Below are 19,030 nucleotides of genomic sequence, written 5' to 3'. Positions count from 1 at the left end.
CTTATATTGCCTCTTCTATTAATTCTGATAGGCTTGTCTTGGTACTTTTATTTTTCTTAATTACTATAATTACAGAAAGTATTGAACAAATAATGCCTATTCCTAAAAGAATAGTTATTTGTGGAATTATGGATAGTCCTGTAGCTATCCCATTTCTGAACCCATCTACAGCATAGGTAAATGGCATATAGTTATGAATAGCATTGAAAAAGCTACTTGAAAGTTCTATTGGATAAGTTCCTGCAGAACCGCTTAATTGTAAGACCATAAATACTAATAAAATAAAGCTTCCTACTTTTCCTAAAAGTAGATTCATGAAGTAAACAATAGTCATAAAGGATAAGGCAGCAGATATGGCAACTAAATAAGTTCTTCCAAGATAAGCTGGATCAAGTCCGTTAAATAGTATAATCAAACTAACCATAACTATAGCTTGAACAATTGCTATAGCAGCAAGCTTTAAAACTTTTTTAGACCAGAATTCCTTTGGATTTATTTTCCCATTTTTAAGATCCTTTTCAGTAGGGAATAGTATGCATAAAGCAAGGCAACCTACCCATAAACCTACACACATCATATATGCTGACATTGCACTACCGTTGTTAGCGATATAAGAATTAAAGAATTCTACACTTTTTACGGGTGAAGCAAACATTTCTTTGGCTTGGTCAGATAATTTAGTGCTTGCTATAGCTTTTGAACCATCCTCAAGGCCTTCTTTTAGACTTTCAGAACCTTCTTCTAACTTATAAGCTCCATTGCCTAATTCAATAGAACCATCATAAAGCTTGGATACCCCTTCAGATATAGCGGTTGAAGCTGAATTTATTGTGTTAATTCCTAAACTTAAGGAGGAGTTGTTTTGAGATAAGGTGTTTAATCCTTGAGCTAAGGCATTGGAACCTTCATAAACTTGTCCAACTCCTTCTGTTAAGAGTGGAACTGAAGCATTTAAAGAAGTTATTCCATTTGATAAACTTTTTGAACCATTTATAAGGGTTCCAGAGTTTGAATTTAGCATACTAGCTCCATCTGAAAGTGTATTAACTACAGAAGTGTAAGTATTAATACCAGAAGTTAATTTTTCACTACCATTTTTTAAAGTAGTTACACCAGAGTTTATAGTTTGAACTCCAGGTATTATTCTATCATCTAAAGTAGTTTTTACTGTTTCAAGTCCAGAATATGAGCTTGTTATAGTAGTTTTGGCTTTTTTAAGAAGTATGTCTGCATTACTTGAAAGAGTTTCTAAAGCTGTTTTTACTGCGCTGATTTGGTTAGATGTAGCTGTTACTTCATTTACAGCGGAAGTTAAATTATTAGAAGCTGAAGAAGTCTCTGCTGCCATATTATTTATCTCATTACCTAAACTTGATAAAGGAGAAGATAAACTATCTATAATTTCAGCTTGAGTAGTTGAATCTAAAGCCTTAAACCAAGTAGCCTCTTTAATTTCATCTACTTTTGTCTTAAGTTCATTAATGTAGGTTGAAGAAGTTTGAGCTGAAATTCCTACATTGGATAAGTTTGTGCCTAAATCTCTAAAGGCAGAGGTTAAGTTATCACTTGAACTACCTTGAATAGTAGTATTAATGGTATTAATACCCTTATTTAGCCCATCTAAAGAGGTGGTTAGAGTTTCAATATTCTGACTGTTATCTTCATTAACTGAATTACCTATAGAAGAAGATAATGCATTTAATCCATCAAGGAGATTTTTACTTCCTTTTTGTAAATCTAATATTCCAGTATCTAAAGTATTAGCACCAGTTATTAAACTATTAGAATTTAAATTAAGCTTGGAAACCCCTTCTTCTAGTGAAGTTACTCCTAAGGTATAGCTTTTTAGACCTGTATATAAGCTATTTGCTCCAGTGCTAAGGGCATCTACTCCTTCAGAGAGAGTTGAAGTTTTATTATTTAAGGTACTTATTCCAGTATTTAAAGAATTAGAACCTTTCTGTATTTCCGCTACAGCGGATAAATATTGGCTGATTCCTGCTTCATAGGTGTTTATTCCATCGGTGAAGGTTAAACTACTATCATATAAAAGCTTTAAGTTTGAGCTAATGGTGTCCGAACCTTCCTTTAAAGAAGTTAATCCTTCGTTTATTAGAGTTGCTCCATCAGCAGCATCAGATAACTGACCACCTATTGAAGAGATTTCATCAAATACAGCTTTAGCATAAACTTCAGTTACGCTATTTTCTATAGAACTTGTAATTTTTTGAATTGCGGATTCACTCATTTTTGAAGCAATATAGTTTTTTCCTGGATTTATTTTATATTGTAGTTCCATTTTCTCAGGATTATCATTTAAAAGAGTTGTGGCATTATAAGAAAAATTTTCAGGAATTGTAATTAACATATAATAAGATCCATTATCTAATCCTTCCTGAGCAGTTTCTTTATCCACAAAACTAAAATTAAGGGAAGCATCCTTTTTAAGATTTTTAACGAGTTCATCACCAACAGCCAATTTCTCACCATTATAATCACAGGATTTATCTAAATTTACTACAGCTACAGGTAAATTATCTAATTTCCCATAAGGATCCCACATTGAGCCTAAGAAAATCGTAGTATAAATTGTAGGAATTAATATTATTCCTACGAGAGCGATAAATTTGATAATTTTAAGTACTTGTGATTTGTTTTGTTTTAAATCATCCATAATATCACCTTTCTATTGTCTTTGGTTTTAGTTATATACAACCAGAGTTATTGAACACTGTGTTGTTTTTTTATGTAATTTTTATTATAATTACAGAGAGTTTCTAAGACAATAATCAATGTTGTTCAAATAGTTCATTAATCAACATTAAAGGATTATAATGTTCAAAAGTGAGGGTTTTTATGGTTAATAATGATAGAAGAGTAAGAAAAACAAAGGCTATATTAAGAAAAAATTTAATAACTCTTATGAAAGATAAAAGTATAAACTCTATTACAGTAAAAGAACTTTGTGAAAAGGCTGATATAAATAGGGGAACTTTCTACTTGCATTATAAAGATGTTTTTCATATGCTAGAAGAAATTGAGAAAGAACTCTTTGAAGAATTTCAAGACAAGCTATTATCTCATGAGATTTCTCCTAATAAGGCTGATACAAAGCCTATATTACAAGATATATATACGTTTATAGCTCAGAATAGTGATTTTTGTATGGTGAGTCTATGTGAAAGAGGAGATATGGTTTTTGTAAAAAAAATTGTATCTTTAATGTATGAAAAGGGGTATAACGATTGGTCTAGTATTTTTAAAACAAAGGATAAAGATTTTTTTGATAAATATTATTCCTTTATTTTATATGGAGCTATTGGACTAATAGATCATTGGCTGAAGAATGGACTCAAGGAATCTCCAGAATATATGGCTGTATTAACAGAAAATATAGTTTTAAATGGATTAAAATCAGTAAATTCAATTAATGTATTATAAATATAAGCCAAAAGAAAAACTTATCCAATTGTGTTATGTAATTGGATAAGTTTTTTTACTTATGCGATAAAAAAATAAATATTTTAGTTTTAGGATTTTGGAATACATATAAAAAAGTAATGCCAAGTCCCCTTAGGGCTGAAGGTGTAACGAACAATATTAAAAAGTTGCATGGTTGTATTTTATCTAATTTAATTAGGTCTTTTGCGACGTCCTAAAGTATATCTTCTAGTGTATATTGAGATAACTCATTAATAAAACTTTGTAATGAGTTAGATATAATACCTTTAAGCTTACAACCACTTGTCATTAGTGGACAAAGTTTAGAGTTATCCATGCATTCAACTAAGCTTAAATTTTCCTCAGTTGCTATTAATACTTTTCCAAGATTGATTTCTCTTGGCTCAACTCCTAATTTTAATCCACCATTTCTGCCTTTTGTGGATATTATATATTCTGTTTTAGCAAGCTTGTGTATAACTTTTTTCATATGATGTTCTGATACTTCTAAGTACTCAGCAAGACTATTAACAGTAGCATTTTTTTCTCTATGTCTAGCCAAATATATTAAGGCTCTAAAAGCATAATCCGTGAATTTAGATATCTGCATAATTTTTCTCCTTTAGCATTTAAATATATAATATTGTAACAAAAAGTGTTGAAAAGTTAAATGTACATTTAGTTTAAACATTTTAGAAGTACGATAAATTGATTGTATAAATCAGTAGAAGATAATAAATAGATATATTTTTTAAAATATAATGTTTATATTACTTGCACATTTAAAATAGGCATGGTATATTAAATGTAATAAGTGATAATGATTATTAAAGAATAAAAATTATAAGATTACAAAAGAGATTAAAGGAGAGAGAATATATGTTAGATCAAAATACAATTGAAATAGTAAAAAACACAGTACCAGTATTAAAGAAGCATGGATTAGAAATCACAAAGACTTTCTATAAAAACATGTTCGAAAACAATCCAGAGGTTAAACCATTATTCAATATGGATAGACAAGCTTCAGGAGAGCAGCCAAAGGCATTGGCTATGACAATCTTAGCAGCAGCTCAAAATATAGACAACCTAGATGCTTTATTACCAGCAGTTGAGAAGATCGGGGAAAGACATTGCGATGTTCAAATTAAAGAAGAGCATTACCCAATAGTTGGAACTAATCTTTTAGGAGCAATTAAAGAAGTTTTAGGAGACGAAGCAACAGATGATATCATTAAGGCATGGGGTAAAGCTTATGGAGAAATAGCTAAAATATTTATAGCGGTTGAAAAAGAAATCTACGAGTCAAGGAATAAATAGTAATATGATTGGCCATATTCATGGTGAAGTGGATTAAAAAGCAAGGCTCAATATTAGTTATACATATGTGCAACTAATATTGAGCCTTTTTACTTTTGGAGGATGCTTTATACAATAATATTGAGTTGAGCTATCTAGGTAATAATTCAAATACATAACCTTGAGATTTAGCCTCTTTAAGTACTGAGTCAAGGATTTCTGCATTTGTTTTAGAAACTGCATGGATTAGCATAATTGAACCGTTATGAAGTCCACCAAGAATTTTTTCTTTGGCATCAGCTGGTTCAGGCTGTTTATGAATATCCCAATCCATATATGCAAAGCTCCAAAATACTGTTTTATAGCCAAGATTTTTGGTCATAGCTAAGGATTTTTGAGAATACTCTCCCATTGGTGGTCTAAAGTATTTTGGCATATCTTCGCCAGTTATTTCTTTAAATTTATTTTCTACATCGGTAAATTCGCTGAGGAATTTTTCTTCAGTACCACATACAGTAGGCATTGATGGGTGATGGTTAGTATGGTTTCCAACTATATGACCTTCATCTACCATCCTTTTAATTAAATCAGGATTATCCTTCAAGTAAGGAAGGGTTACGAAGAAAATTGCCTTTACGTCATTGTCTTTTAATATATCTAGAATTTTTGCTGTATATCCATTTTCATAGCCTTCGTCGAAGGTTAAATATAACACTTGACGTGATGTATCACCAACATAGTGTGCATCGTAATCTGCTAAATTAAAATTTAGCTTAAGATTTACTTCAGGAGTGGTATGTGCTTTATTAGGTTTATACCACCATGAAATTTTTTCATTACTTAGAGTTGAAGCATCTATTTTGGATGGAACAGCTTCTGAAGTATTTTTCATCTCATTGTCATCATTATCAGTTGCAGGTTTATCAACAATATTTTTATCAATTTCGCTATAATTACTATTAAATGCTGGCTTAATATTTTCTTTATAATTATGCACTGAGCTGGATGTAGAGCCAATAATATTTACAGAAGATATAAGTGCAGCAATAAAAACTGTATTACGAATAAAACGGCTTTTCATATTATGCCTCCTTTTGTATAGTCACTTAAATAAACCTTATTTTATAAGCAAGTTAATGAATTTGAAGCTTAAATATTTGAGCTTATTTTGGTTAGAACTTCTTCGCATGAATATTGAGAAGGAGTTTCTTTAGAAATAGGATGTGTGATTTATCGATAAAAAATACAAGAAATTTTTCAGATAATTTACTATTTATAAATTAAATATTATAATATAAAAATAATCAGTATAATTTTATAAATACTTTAGTAGAATTTATAATAAGAATGTAGTTAAGTTACTTAAAGATTTAAGCGATGGGTTTATAAAATTAAGGTGAAGGATAGAATACTAAGGAAAAGTATTTTGAACAACATTATTTATTTGAAGGCAAGTGAGGAAGTAACAATGGCAAAGAAAAATAGTAAAAACAATGATTTTTTAAATACGCATAGAAATTCTACATCTCCTAAGATATATGAGATATTATTAGAATTAGTGAATGAAGATAGAGAAGATTTAGCTAAAAGCGTTCTAAAAGTAGACTACTTGTTGGAATACACTTCTAATGCTGTTAAGCATAGGGATTATATTGAGGCAAGAGAATCCATACAAAAAGCGAGAGAGCGAATTGATGAATTAAAGAGTAGTGGAGTAAATGTAGATTACTTAGAATATCTTTATGAAGGCATAAGTAAGAAGGTCAAATAGTCAAGGGTTTGAAATTACAAGGGATAGGTGCTTTATTTATTCACTTGAAAGGTATATACTGAAAGGTATGTAAAAAAGAAATAAAGGTTTCAAAGGAGTAGTTATGAGAAATTTAAAATTAGTTATTGAATATGATGGAACTAGATATAAAGGTTGGCAGAAGCAAAAGGAGAATGTTTCAACAGTTCAAGATAAAATAGAGAAAGTACTTAGCAAAATGACTGGAGAAGATATACAGGTAATTGGATGTGGAAGAACTGATACAGGAGTTCACGCAATAAATTACGTAGCAAATTTTCATACCAATTCTACTTTTACGAATGAAGATATATTAAATTATTTTTATGAGTTTTTACCAGAAGATATAGTTGTGAAATCAGTTACAGATGCTAACGACAGATTTCATGCCAGATATAATGCTAAGTCTAAGACATATGTTTACACTATAAATAACGGCAAGCATAGAAGTGTATTTAATAGAAAGTACGAGTATCATACAGACGAAGAATTAAATCTAAATGCTATGGAAGCTGCAGCTAATGTTCTTATAGGAACTCATGATTTTAAAAGTTTTACTAGCTTAAAGTCAAGCAATAAGTCTACAGAAAGAACTATTAATTACATAGATATCAATAAGGATGGCAATATCATTAATATTGAAGTTAATGGCGATGGATTCCTCATGAACATGGTTAGAATCATCGCAGGAACTCTTATTGAAGTTGGAAAAGGAAATCTTAGAGCTAGTGATGTAGCTAAGATACTTGAAAGAAAGCAAAGATCAGAAGCGGGTCCAATGGCACAGGCAAAAGGGTTAGCTTTAAAAGAAGTTCAATACAAGTAAGACTCAAAAAGTGAGACTCCAAATCTATGATTGGGTTAGTCGAACTTTCACAGAGTGAATCTTAAAATTAATAATATAATGGTATAAAAAACAGCTAGGAAAATTTTTCCTAGCTGTTTTTGTATAACAATTAAATATTTGTTCACCCTAAATAAATAATAAACTTTAAAGGTGGACAGAAAATGATTGGTATAAAAACATTAGATACAATAAAAACTTTCCCAAGGAGTATTCATGTATTAGTTATAGGTGAAGCTATATCGGCGCTTGCTATGGGGATCTTTAATTTTTTACAGATTCTTTACTATAATTTTATTGGATTATCACCAGAAGCTATTGGATTAATATTTTCAATAGGCTCATTGTTTGGATTGGCAGGATTTTTTGTAGGACCGTTTATAAAGATCTTTGGAAGAAAAAATCTTTTATGTTTAGGAGTAGGAATTTTATCAATTGGAATAGTCATAAATGTATTTTTTGCAAGCTTTTTTATATTATTAGCAGGTCAAATAATAATAAGCATTGGAACTTCTTTAATACAGGTAACTGAACTTCAGTTATTATATTCTTATACAACAGGATGTAAAGAGTGTTGTGCATATAGCTATAAGTATTCAGCATCACTAATAGCAAATGCCGTGGGTATATTGGTTGCTGGGAATATGGACAGAATACCTTACTTTATGCATCATGGATATAGAAGGCTATTTTTTTGTTCTTTTATTATGTTATTTTCTGCCGGGCTTGCTAGATACTTTTTACTACCTAAAGATATAACTGTGGATGCTGATGGTGGAGAGGCAAAAAGATTATTGGCTCAATCAATTTCAGCAATAAAGCAAGATGTGAGTATTAGACGGTTTGAAATTCTTTTATTTTTGGCAACTTTAAGCTTTTCAGGGGTAGGTCCATATAATAATCTTATATTAAAAATTGCTTTTAATCTTAAAAATAGTTCAATTTCATATATTTCGTTTATCTTAACGATTTTAAGTATGATAGGCATAGTTTTAATGCCTACAATTATTGATAAACTAGGCGTAGAGAAATTTAATGTAATAATTTTTGCTGGAGCAATAGGCTGTTGTGCTTTACTTTCTATTGTAAGTAATACAAATGTGTTTATAGGAATATTAATTATAAGATGTATTTTTGCGTTTATGATTGCATCTTCTTTTGAAAGTTTGATGATGAGTAATATAGCCTTGGATAAAAGAGATGTGTTTGCTTCGGTAAAAATGTTAATTAATGGTGTTTCAGTTGCTTTAGGAAACTTTTTAGGAGGATATATTTTAAATCATTTTGGATATAGAGCTAATTATGTTTATGGGGCAGTGTTGCTTATTATAGCGGTTATTTTTTTCTACTTAAGAGTAAGAAAATATATGGCTAATAAAATGGTAGAGAAGGCAGAGTGTAATTGCAAATTCAAGAAAAAGACAATTACTTTTAAGTGACACTCCGAATCTTTGGTTAGTGGAACTTTCACAAAGTGCATCTATAGTTAGGTTAACACGAACTTACTCCTTTGAATGAATATGAGAAGGAGTTTCCTTAAGTGAATGTCCAAATCTATGATTTGGTTAACATGAACTTACTCCTTTGAATGAATATGAGAAGGAGTTTCCTTAAAAAAGAATAATGATTTAACATTAGCTTATTAAGGTTGATTATGTAATGATATAAATATAAGATATAATTGTAATGTGATATATAGGAGGAATTTGAAATGAGTAATTTTGTACCAACACCACATAATGCTGCTTTAGTAGGGGATATTGCTGAAACAGTTTTATTACCAGGAGATCCATTGAGAGCTAAATTTATAGCTGATAATTACTTAGAAGATGTTGTACAGTATAATACTGTTAGAGGTATGTTTGGGTATACTGGCACTTATAAGGGAAAGAAAATATCCGTACAGGGAACAGGGATGGGAATACCATCAATGGCTATATATTCTTATGAGTTAATCAATTTTTATGGTTGTAAAAATCTTATAAGAATTGGTTCTGCAGGTGGATATGGTAATTTAAAAATACGTGATATAGTGTTTGGTATGGGAGCTTCAACAAACTCTAATTATGGTAGTCATTTCGGTTTACCAGGAACTTTCGCTCCAATTTGCAGTTTTGAATTATTAGAAAAGGCTGTAAGAGTTGCAAGAGAAAAGGGAATTGATTTTGAAGTTGGAAATATCTTATCATCTGACTGCTTCTATGGAGAGGGAGAAGATGTGATGGATACAAAGTGGAGTAAGATGGGAGTATGTGCTGTTGAGATGGAAGCGGCAGCTCTTTATATGAATGCAGCAAGAGCCGGGGTTAATGCTTTAGCTATATTAACTATTTCTGATTGTCCAACTAAAGGAGAGTTTACTACAGCTGAAGAAAGACAAGAAACCTTTACTAAGATGATGGAAATAGCACTTGAATTGGCATAAAATTATATTTAATATTAAATCGTAATAAGTAATATACTATATATAGAATCCTAGAGGGGTTTATATATAGTATATTTTTTTGTTAGTACTTTTAATTAGATTTATTACAGTATTTAAATCGGGGTGAAGGAAATGAAGAGTGAAGCAAGAGTAAAAGTTTTTATTTCTTTAATTGTAATTCTGATTTTTGTTGGATTAAAAATAACAAAAGATGTTGAGAACAATAGCGTCATAGAAGCTGTAAAAGAAGATTGCGTGAAGCTTGTAAATTTGGATGATGAGGTTTATCAAGATGATATTTATATTCTTCCAGAGGAGATTGATATTCTTGAAAAAGGGGTAATAATCAAAGATAAGGTAATTTGGGACAAGATAGCACATACTGACACTCCAGGTAAGTATATGTATGAAGGGTGTACTGAAGTTTATAATTATGGTGTTAATTTAATTTTAAATGTTAAAGAAAATGTATATGATAGGAAAGTAGGATATATAAGAAATATTTATATTAATAGTAATAATGAGATGAATATTGAGTTTGATACTGTAGAGTTTTATAGAGGAGAACAGGCTTTAGATGAAGCTGTTAAAGATAATGAAGTTGAAAGAGATGAGTATGGGAATGTAATAAATAAAAGAGAATATTATGTTAGAAATTTAAGCTATGATAAGGAAGTTTATAAAATCAATAAATTCCCGGTTTTTGAATTAATAGAAATGGAAATTAATCATGAACAGAGAGGTTCAGGAAAATTAGTGAATGTTGATTTTGAAGGTTTACAGAAATATATAGAAAACTATAATAATTGTGATGATGAAGATAGACTTTTATTTTATTTGGATTTGAAAAATAATGAAGTAATGGCTATTGTAAGGCAGTATTTGAAGTATAATTAAATATATAAACAGAATTGAGATAGAAGGGATGAGGTACATATGAAATTAATATCCTGGAATGTTAACGGGATTAGAGCTTGTGTTCAAAAAGGATTTTTAGATTTTTTCAAAGAAGAGGATGCAGATATATTTTGTATTCAAGAAAGTAAACTTCAAGAGGGTCAGATTGATTTAGACTTGAAGGGATATCATCAATATTGGAATTATGCTGAGAAGAAAGGCTATTCTGGTACAGCTGTGTTTACTAAACAAGAGCCTTTAAGTGTAAGTTATGGCTTGGGAATTGAGGAGCATGATAAAGAAGGAAGAGTAATTGCATGCGAATTTGAGGATTTTTATCTGGTAACAGTTTATACTCCAAATTCAAAGTCGGAGCTTGCGAGGCTTGATTATAGGATGATTTGGGAGGATGAATTTAGGGCATATTTAAAAAGATTAGAAGAAGTTAAACCTGTTATAGTATGTGGAGATTTAAATGTAGCACATCAGGAAATTGATTTAAAAAATCCAAAATCTAATAGGAAAAATGCTGGCTTTACGGATGAAGAGAGAGGAAAGTTTACTGAACTGTTAGATGCAGGGTTTATTGATACCTTTAGACACTTTTATCCAGATACAGAAGGGGTGTATTCATGGTGGTCATATAGATTTAAAGCAAGAGAAAAGAATGCCGGATGGAGAATTGATTATTTCTGTACATCGGAGAGTTTAAAGGACAGACTTGTATCTGCTAAAATTCACACAGAAATATTTGGCTCAGATCATTGTCCGATAGAGCTTATTATTAAATAAAGTTTAGGGTAACTACATTAAATTCATAGGAATAAAACCATAATGACCTTAATATAAATACATTACAAATATAAAGGTAAGTATTTACTGTTTGTTAAAAAATGGAGGTGCGTTATGGTAATAGAAGCAAATGTTAGGGATCTTAATACAAAAAACAGAAAGTTTAGGAATGATGGAAAAACTATTGGAATTGTTAAAAGGATTAACGGAGAAAGTATACCAGTTAGTATGACTCGTTCTAAATTGATGACTTATTTAGGGCGAAATAGCAATACTAATGAATTAATAATTAGTTTAAATGGAGAGCATATTAGAACCTCTATAGAACATATTGAAAGAGACGTAGTTCTTCATTTTGCACATCACATTCAGTTAAAGGAAATTTAATAATTTAAATATAAAATAAGCAGTAAGCTTTAAAGCTTACTGCTTATTTTTTAACTATAAATTTTATTCCAATCAGATAATATAGTTTTAAAGAAGTCAACGCCTGTAACTAAAGTAGGGATATCTATATTTTCATCAAGAGCATGGACACTATCCATTTGCTTAGCAGATATTGAAAGTGGAGCGAAGCGGATACTATTTTCACATACATCGCTGAAAAATTTTCAGTCTGTTGCTCCAGTCATTACATATGGAGTTGAGGGTACACCTGGATAAATCTTTTTAACTGTATCTTCAACTAATTTGAAAATAGGACTATTGTAATCCACGACTGGACAAGGATATCCTTTATGAATAACTTCTGTTTCAATATTGTATTGTTTAGCAATATCAGAAATTATTTTAATACTTTCATCAGTACCTTGGTGAGGAATGAAACGCATGTTAGCTGTTACATAAGCTTCTTGAGGTAAAACATTTAAACCAGCAGAACCTTTTTGGGTTGTAAAAGCATAAGTTGTTTTTAACATTGCTGTTCCTGCTGAACTGATGGATGGAATTAATTTTTTTAATAAAGGTTTAAAGAGCCATAGATTTGAGAAGATATACTTCATTGGAAAACTCATGGATGGAGTAAGTCTTTTGTACATTTCTATGACAGTGCTATTAAATTCAATTTTGAAGGGATTATGAGATTCAACTTGATTTATAAAAGCTGCAAGTCTTAATATGGGTGAATTAAGAGGTGGTGCGGATGCATGCCCCCCAGAACCTCTAGCAGTAAATTTAAGATCTCCAATTCCTTTTTCAAGAACTCCAATCATGGCATATTTACCAAGAACTCCTTTTATAGGCTCATCTGCAACCATTCCACCTTCATCAAGAATCATTTCAAGTTTTATATTATTAGATTTAAAATATTCGTTGATTAGACAACCACCTTCACCAGCCCACTCTTCAGTACAGGTACTGGTTAAGTAAATATCAGTTTTGGGTATGAAGCCTTCAGCAATAAGTTCCTCTACTGCAGTTAAAAAGCAGAAAAGATTACCCTTAGTATCAACTGTTCCACGGCCCCATAAAACTCCATCTGCAATTTCACCACTAAAAGGAGGATGTGTCTAGTTCCCAGGAGCTTCAACAACATCATGGTGGCTCATGAGCATTATAGGTTTTTGATTACTTTCGCCTCCACACTTGAAAAGTAGACTGACATTGAATACCATCTTTTCGCAGTTTTTATGGATTAAGGGAAAGAGGTTTTCAAGTTCTTTATGAAATAGAAAAAACTTCTCTCTGCTATTATCATCCTTGAAGATATGGTTTCAATTTTAATTAGCTTTGATAAGGAAGAGCCATAATCATTAGCTTTGTTAATATCAATTGGAGTTGGTATTTCAGTAACCTTGTTAGGGTTTGGAACTAAAAGTGTTTTTATTAAGGTTATGGCTAAAAGAATGAAAATAATCAGGAATATTCCAAGACATAATTTAAGTATCATAATATAAACCTCCATAAAATTAATTTAAATGTATTTTATTTTTCTTAAATAGGATAAAGCCTACAGCAAGGGCTATAGCCCCAGCAGGAACAATCATGAGAGAATTCTGCTTTATTAGACCAGGAAGCAGGATATATAGAAGGGGCATAACTGTCACAGGCAGGATTGTTAGCTTTAGACACATTCCTAAGTACATAAACCCTAAGGCGCCGAATAAGGCAGGAACAACATTGTTGAAAGCTGGAAGAACTGGATTTTGCAACACTGGTTGTAATGGAACAAGAAGTATTACACCAATAAAAATTACAAGGATAGTTACTAAGCTTCTTATTGCTATGGAAAGAGTGCTGATTATTTCATTTTCTGGTGTACCAGCTTTAGCTTTTGCCATTTCTCTAGCTGTTATAGTACATGGGGTTTTTAAATTAGATAAGTTTCCAGTCATGAAGGCTAAATAACTTCCACAGCACCAAGCATAGGTACATAAATTATAAATTCAACTATACAGCTTGGGAGATATACAGGAAGTATTTTAAGCAGTCCTTCTCCGATGCTTTTCAGGTCAGGCATAGTTCCTAGGACTACCCCAATCATAAAGGGAATCCCAATAGTTAAACTGATAAAAATTACTAATCCTAATTTTCCGATTCGCTGTATTTCGTTATTATAATTTTCAAAATAGGTTGATTTTTCTTCAGGTGTCATCAGATTAAACCTCCTGTAGCTAAATTTATAATTACGGCTCCAGCCATGGAAATAAGCATACTTCCAGCAAGGGAGAAGTTGTCTAGCCAAGCAGCGTGAGTTTTATTTTTAATATAAGTAAAGCAGCCCCCATTAAAGCAACTAATAAAGGCGTGCAAGTATTAGTTCTGACGGCCATTCCAACATAGCTGCAAAGATATGCACTACAAAGTCCGATAAACATTGCAATCATGGCAATATGAAGTATAGGATTGAGCTGTCATTTCTGAAGCTACTAAACCACTCATACCTGTACTTGTGGCAGCAATTTCTGCTACTGTAGTTTCATAATGAAGTGCTCCTATAATGCTTAAACGCATCCATGGTAAAGGAATTACGAGAGTACCTGAAAGAGCAATTACCCCTAAGAGTATGCTGATACTTGGGATGATAGTAAAGGATGCACTACTAATCATAACGTTCTTTAAAACTGATTTATCCATGCCAATTTTCAAGCCAGTACGATAAGATTTTAAAATAAAAACTATGCATAGAATGATAACTAGTAGTATTATGGTACAACAAACAGCATATAGTGGCAGGGAATTTAGTTGTCTTAAAATATTCATTAAATATCCTTCTTAATATTATTTTGAAAATTTTTAATAATTAGTATATTTATATCTTACTACAATGTAAACTATATTAGAAATATAAAAAATACAAAAAAGTAAACCTTGATGAAATTATTTCATCAAGGTTATTTGTTTTACTTATGAAGTGGTATACGAGCAAGTACCATATGTTTATTTTTCATATTAAATAGACTTTCTTTATCAATTTCTTGAATTGTTGTTATAGTTGAAGCGTTGTGGATCATTCCAACCCTAACTTTGGCATCTTCTAAATCGGTTGCTAAAAGAGTGCCGCAGTACTTAGCGTCTTCAGTATCTACATTGAATAAAAATATTTTAAGTTTTTCTATTGGAACGACATCTTTCTTTAGAAACTCATCATCAAATTCAACTTCACTATCTAGGGAGATTAAACCTTCTCTAACTATAAGTTTGTCCCACCCTTTATATTCGCAAAGTCTACCCCATAGACCTAAGTTCATAATACTTCTTACTGTTAGTTTTATTACCATTACTTAACTCACTCTCCTTTGATTAAACCTTATATATTTTACATATTATTTTAACATTAACTTTAGAACTAATCAACGTAAAAAATACCGATATATGTAAATTTACAAATGGATAATAAAATTTAAAAAAAATACATGACATGAAGCCGTAGTGAATATGTATAGTTAAAGAATTATAAAAAATGCTAAGTTTGAAGATTTAAAAAATATAGAATATTGCATTGCATTACAATATACATATGATATAATTATAAGTAAATATTAGGTAAAAAATTTATGTTCCTTAATAGGTGGCAACGTTACCAATGGATTATTATAATATGAGGTATAGTTATGGGTAGTATTAATATTAAAGATATCGCTAGAATCTCAGGGGTTGGAGTTAGTACTGTATCAAGGGTTCTGAATAATCATCCAGACGTTAAGGATGAAACTAGAAGAAAAGTCTTAGAAATAATGAAAGACAATAATTATATACCAAATAACAGTGCCAGAAATTTAAAGCGAAATGCTTCAAAGAGTATAGGAGTTTTAGTTAAAGGTATACATAATCCATTCTTTTCTAATATGGTGAAATTTATTGAAGAAAAAATTGATGCAAAAGGCTATACAATGATACTTCATTATAATGAGAGTAATCAGCAGGATAATGAAGCTGCTATAGAACTTATTAAAGAAAAACGACTAAAAGGGCTTATATGTCTTGGTGGAAATTATGACAATCTTCATAACGAAGAGATGGAAAATTTACATATACCAATAGTTTTAGCTTCAACCAGCAGTGAAGAGTTATCTGGTGATGGTTTATGTTCAAGTGTTAACATTGATAATATTGCTGCAGCTTTTATGGCTGTAAATTATATATGCAGCTTGAATCATAACGTTATTGGACTTATAACTACTGGTGAGGGGGACAAGACTGTAGGAAAATTAAGATATGAAGGATATAAGAAAGCATTAGAGCAAAATAATATTGATTTTAATCGAGAACTGGTTGAGATTGGTGGGTATACCTTTAGTTCAGGGTATGAAGCTATGAACCGCTTGTTAGATAAAGATTTGAAAATTACAGCAGTGTTTGTAACATCGGATATAATGGCTATTGGAGCAAGCAAAGCTATTTTAAATAGGGGATTTAAAATTCCAGAAGATATATCGGTTATTGGTTTTGATGGAATAGATTATTCCTTATATTTTCATCCGTCAATAACGACTATAATGCAACCAGTAGAAGAGATGGGGGAAAAGAGTATAGAGCTTTTATTAGATTTAATAAATGATAATAAGAAAGAAAATGAACAAATCATTTTTGATACAAAACTTGAGGAAAGAGAATCATGTAAGGAATTATTAAGGGGGTAAATAATATGGCAAAAGTTGAATTAAGAAAAGTTGAGAAGATTTATGACAACGGGTTTAAGGCGGTTCATGGTATCGACTTAGAGATTAAAGACGGTGAATTTATGGTACTAGTTGGACCTTCAGGATGTGCTAAATCTACAACACTTAGAATGATTGCAGGACTTGAAGAAATATCAGGTGGAGAAGTTATTATTGGTGATACTGTAGTAAATGACGTACATGCTAAGGACAGAGGAATTGCAATGGTATTCCAAAACTATGCACTATACCCTCACATGTCTGTATATGAAAATATGGCATTTGCTTTAAAAATAAGAAAGCTTCCAAAGGATGAAATAGATAAGAAAGTTAGAGAGGCAGCTGAAATTTTAGATTTACAAGAGTTATTAGATAGAAGACCAAAGGAATTATCTGGAGGACAAAGACAAAGGGTTGCAGTTGGACGTGCTATTGTTAGAAATCCAGAAGTATTCTTATTTGATGAACCATTATCTAATTTAGATGCTAAACTAAGAGTTCATATGAGAGTTCAGATTTCTCAGTTACACCAAAAGTTAAAATCTACAATGATATATGTTACTCACGATCAAACAGAAGCAATGACAATGGGAGATAGAATTTGTGTTATGAACTTCGGAAAAATAATGCAGGTTGACACTCCACTTAACCTATATAACTATCCAAAGAATAAATTTGTTGCAGGATTTATTGGATCTCCAGCAATGAATATGTTAGATGGGGAATTAATTAAATCAGGTGATAAAATTGCTGTTAAGGTTGGAAGCAATGAATTTGTATTACCAAAGGATAAAGCTGAAAAAGTAAAAGGTCATGTAGGTAAAAAAGTATGTTTAGGTGTTAGACCAGAGTACATTAATCTAGAAGCTGGAGAAACAACATCAGCAATTAAAGGAACTGTGGATGTACTTGAGCATATGGGAAGTGAATCTTTTGTATACTTTAACCTTGGAGACGTACAAATTGTGTCTAAAATAGACTCAAGTGCATCAAAAAATTTAAATAGTGGAAGTACTGTTGATTTCATGTTCCACATGGAGAACAGCCATATATTTGATGTTGAAACAGAACAAAATATAAGTATATAAATAAAATTTTAAATAAAGGGCTATCAGTTACTACTGATAGCCTTTTATTTTGCTTTAAATTTAAAAATTAAAGTTATTTGCATAAATTAAAGTAAAAATTTGAACACTAATGTAAGTATAATGCTATAGAAAGGAGTTTAGTATGGAGAATTTTTATATTAAAACCCACATTTATTTTGGAGAGGGCTCATTAGATAGACTATCTCAGATTCAAAATAAAAAAGTATTTATTGTAACCGATCCTTTTATGGTGAGTTCTGGCATGATTAATGTAATTACAGAGAAGCTTCAATCAAACAATGTAACAATTTTTAGTGACATTGTACCAGACCCACCAATTCAATTGGTAGTAAAGGGCATTGATGCAATGCAGAAGTCTGCACCGGAAGTGATTATTGCCTTAGGTGGAGGGTCTGCAATTGATGCTGCAAAAGCAATGAAGGATTTTGCAAAACAAATTACCTCAATTAAGGATGTAGAATTCATAGCTATACCAACAACCAGTGGTACAGGTTCAGAAGTAACTTCCTTCGCAGTTATTACAGACAATGAAAAGGGAACCAAATACCCATTAGTATCCGATGAATTACTTCCAGATGTAGCAATTTTAGATCCGGATTTAGTGAAGAGTGTGCCAGCAAAGATAACTGCTGATACTGGTATGGATGTTATTACTCATGCACTTGAAGCGTATGTATCAACACAAGCTAATGATTTTACAGATGCATTAGCTGAAAAAGCATTAGTTCTTGCTTTTAAATATCTAATGCCAGCTTATAAGAATGGAAAGGATATGGAGGCAAGAGAAAAAATGCACAATGCATCATGTCTTGCAGGAATAGCATTTAATTCAGTTTCTCTAGGTTTAAACCATGGAATAGCTCATGTTATAGGAGGAAAATTCCATGTGCCACATGGAAGAACAAATTCAATTTTATTGCCTTATATCATTGATTTTAATGCAGATATTAGAGGGTATGATACTAATGAGTTTTCAAGAGCAGCTAAGAAATATGCACATATAGCTAAGTTGTTAGGTTTATCAGCTTCAAATGCAAGAATGGGAGTTAGAAGTTTAATAAATGAGATAAAGAAGATGCAGAAAGAAATGGAGATGCCAACAAATCTTAAGGCATGTGGTGTATCAGTGGATGAAGTAAATAAATTAAAAGAAGAAATAGCTAATTTAGCTTTGCAGGATGCATGCACAGCGACCAATCCAAAGGTACCTACGACTCTTGAGGTAGTTGAGATTATCAATAAAATTAAAGATTAAACCTATAAAAAGACATCCAACATGAATAAAGATATAAAGTTTTATTATTAAATTTTGGATAGTAAAAGCAATTAAGAATA

The 19,030-nt window shown here is 31.1% G+C and carries 22 protein-coding genes; 12 read left to right on the top strand and 10 right to left on the bottom strand.

The annotated features are described in order from the left end of the window. Window position 1 precedes the first annotated feature (1 nt). Window positions 2-2,674 (bottom strand): YhgE/Pip domain-containing protein, encoded by a 2,673-nt coding sequence (locus tag BN1075_RS07365; RefSeq protein WP_040192489.1) that lies wholly within the window; start codon window positions 2,672-2,674, stop codon window positions 2-4. A gap of 182 nt (window positions 2,675-2,856) precedes the next feature. Here BN1075_RS07365 and BN1075_RS07360 point away from each other — a divergent pair, with 182 nt between their 5' ends. After that, window positions 2,857-3,441: a TetR/AcrR family transcriptional regulator gene (locus tag BN1075_RS07360; protein ID WP_040192488.1), complete on the top strand. Its 585-nt coding sequence runs from the start codon at window positions 2,857-2,859 to the stop codon at window positions 3,439-3,441. Between the two features lie 214 nt (window positions 3,442-3,655). Here the strand turns inward: BN1075_RS07360 and BN1075_RS07355 are convergent, their stop codons facing one another. Next, complete coding sequence (locus BN1075_RS07355; protein ID WP_040192487.1) at window positions 3,656-4,051, bottom strand: RrF2 family transcriptional regulator; 396 nt, start codon at window positions 4,049-4,051, stop codon at window positions 3,656-3,658. 269 nt (window positions 4,052-4,320) lie between these two features. On the opposite strand from BN1075_RS07355, the gene BN1075_RS07350 reads away from it, so the two are divergent. Next, on the top strand, window positions 4,321-4,761 hold the full coding sequence (locus BN1075_RS07350; protein WP_040192486.1) for a globin domain-containing protein: 441 nt from the start codon (window positions 4,321-4,323) through the stop codon (window positions 4,759-4,761). 130 nt (window positions 4,762-4,891) lie between these two features. On the opposite strand, the gene pdaA is transcribed toward BN1075_RS07350, so the two are convergent. Then, the gene (pdaA, locus tag BN1075_RS07345) at window positions 4,892-5,821 is read right to left on the bottom strand and encodes a delta-lactam-biosynthetic de-N-acetylase (protein WP_042387086.1); all 930 of its coding nucleotides are present in this window, start codon (window positions 5,819-5,821) and stop codon (window positions 4,892-4,894) included. A gap of 387 nt (window positions 5,822-6,208) precedes the next feature. Between pdaA and BN1075_RS07340 the strand changes: the two genes are divergently transcribed. The 7 genes from BN1075_RS07340 to BN1075_RS07310 all read left to right on the top strand — a co-directional run bounded on the left by BN1075_RS07340 (window position 6,209) and on the right by BN1075_RS07310 (window position 11,874). Continuing rightward, window positions 6,209-6,511 carry a hypothetical protein gene (locus BN1075_RS07340; protein ID WP_040192485.1) on the top strand — a complete coding sequence of 101 codons (303 nt, stop codon included), beginning with the start codon at window positions 6,209-6,211 and terminating at the stop codon, window positions 6,509-6,511. Window positions 6,512-6,614: 103 nt separating this feature from the next. Then, window positions 6,615-7,355: a tRNA pseudouridine(38-40) synthase TruA gene (truA, locus tag BN1075_RS07335; RefSeq protein ID WP_040192484.1), complete on the top strand. Its 741-nt coding sequence runs from the start codon at window positions 6,615-6,617 to the stop codon at window positions 7,353-7,355. Window positions 7,356-7,537: 182 nt separating this feature from the next. After that, a complete protein-coding gene (locus tag BN1075_RS07330; RefSeq protein ID WP_040192483.1) occupies window positions 7,538-8,812 on the top strand; it encodes an MFS transporter in 1,275 nt (424 codons plus the stop codon). A gap of 272 nt (window positions 8,813-9,084) precedes the next feature. Continuing rightward, entirely contained in the window at window positions 9,085-9,798 is a 714-nt protein-coding gene (gene deoD / locus BN1075_RS07325; protein ID WP_040192482.1) for a purine-nucleoside phosphorylase, read from the top strand. A 132-nt stretch (window positions 9,799-9,930) separates the two neighbouring features. After that, entirely contained in the window at window positions 9,931-10,695 is a 765-nt protein-coding gene (locus tag BN1075_RS07320; RefSeq protein ID WP_040192481.1) for a hypothetical protein, read from the top strand. Between the two features lie 39 nt (window positions 10,696-10,734). Then, window positions 10,735-11,487, top strand: a complete 753-nt coding sequence (locus tag BN1075_RS07315; protein ID WP_040192480.1) for an exodeoxyribonuclease III — start codon at window positions 10,735-10,737, stop codon at window positions 11,485-11,487. Between the two features lie 114 nt (window positions 11,488-11,601). Continuing rightward, window positions 11,602-11,874, top strand: coding sequence for a hypothetical protein (locus BN1075_RS07310; RefSeq protein WP_040192479.1), 273 nt, complete (start codon window positions 11,602-11,604; stop codon window positions 11,872-11,874). 224 nt (window positions 11,875-12,098) lie between these two features. Here the strand turns inward: BN1075_RS07310 and BN1075_RS22120 are convergent, their stop codons facing one another. The 7 genes from BN1075_RS22120 to BN1075_RS07285 form a co-directional block, all read right to left on the bottom strand. Further along, entirely contained in the window at window positions 12,099-12,971 is an 873-nt protein-coding gene (locus BN1075_RS22120) for a M20/M25/M40 family metallo-hydrolase (RefSeq protein WP_081911521.1), read from the bottom strand. A gap of 149 nt (window positions 12,972-13,120) precedes the next feature. Then, the gene (locus tag BN1075_RS22115) at window positions 13,121-13,375 is read right to left on the bottom strand and encodes a hypothetical protein (protein WP_052406451.1); all 255 of its coding nucleotides are present in this window, start codon (window positions 13,373-13,375) and stop codon (window positions 13,121-13,123) included. A 19-nt stretch (window positions 13,376-13,394) separates the two neighbouring features. Continuing rightward, window positions 13,395-13,820, bottom strand: coding sequence for a hypothetical protein (locus BN1075_RS21525; RefSeq protein WP_148315476.1), 426 nt, complete (start codon window positions 13,818-13,820; stop codon window positions 13,395-13,397). Between the two features lie 5 nt (window positions 13,821-13,825). After that, window positions 13,826-14,080, bottom strand: coding sequence for a hypothetical protein (locus BN1075_RS07295; protein ID WP_040192477.1), 255 nt, complete (start codon window positions 14,078-14,080; stop codon window positions 13,826-13,828). A gap of 82 nt (window positions 14,081-14,162) precedes the next feature. Further along, window positions 14,163-14,303, bottom strand: a complete 141-nt coding sequence (locus tag BN1075_RS21520) for a hypothetical protein (RefSeq protein WP_156132770.1) — start codon at window positions 14,301-14,303, stop codon at window positions 14,163-14,165. Then, window positions 14,284-14,688, bottom strand: coding sequence for a DUF5058 family protein (locus BN1075_RS07290; RefSeq protein WP_052406450.1), 405 nt, complete (start codon window positions 14,686-14,688; stop codon window positions 14,284-14,286). The genes BN1075_RS21520 and BN1075_RS07290 overlap by 20 nt, the downstream gene beginning before the upstream one ends. A gap of 140 nt (window positions 14,689-14,828) precedes the next feature. Beyond that, the gene (locus BN1075_RS07285; protein WP_040192476.1) at window positions 14,829-15,206 is read right to left on the bottom strand and encodes a hypothetical protein; all 378 of its coding nucleotides are present in this window, start codon (window positions 15,204-15,206) and stop codon (window positions 14,829-14,831) included. A 333-nt stretch (window positions 15,207-15,539) separates the two neighbouring features. Here BN1075_RS07285 and BN1075_RS07280 point away from each other — a divergent pair, with 333 nt between their 5' ends. The 3 genes from BN1075_RS07280 to BN1075_RS07270 all read left to right on the top strand — a co-directional run bounded on the left by BN1075_RS07280 (window position 15,540) and on the right by BN1075_RS07270 (window position 18,950). Continuing rightward, window positions 15,540-16,568 (top strand): LacI family DNA-binding transcriptional regulator, encoded by a 1,029-nt coding sequence (locus tag BN1075_RS07280; RefSeq protein ID WP_040192475.1) that lies wholly within the window; start codon window positions 15,540-15,542, stop codon window positions 16,566-16,568. Between the two features lie 5 nt (window positions 16,569-16,573). Continuing rightward, complete coding sequence (locus tag BN1075_RS07275; RefSeq protein ID WP_040192474.1) at window positions 16,574-17,674, top strand: ABC transporter ATP-binding protein; 1,101 nt, start codon at window positions 16,574-16,576, stop codon at window positions 17,672-17,674. Between the two features lie 142 nt (window positions 17,675-17,816). Further along, a complete protein-coding gene (locus BN1075_RS07270) occupies window positions 17,817-18,950 on the top strand; it encodes a 1-propanol dehydrogenase PduQ (protein WP_040192473.1) in 1,134 nt (377 codons plus the stop codon). Window positions 18,951-19,030: the final 80 nt, after the last annotated feature.

The organism is Clostridium culturomicium (assembly GCF_000821305.1).
Lineage (GTDB): Bacteria > Bacillota > Clostridia > Clostridiales > Clostridiaceae > Clostridium_J > Clostridium_J culturomicium.
The sequence above is the reverse complement of the archived record's forward strand: the minus strand, read 5'-3'. Positions and strand labels throughout refer to the sequence as shown.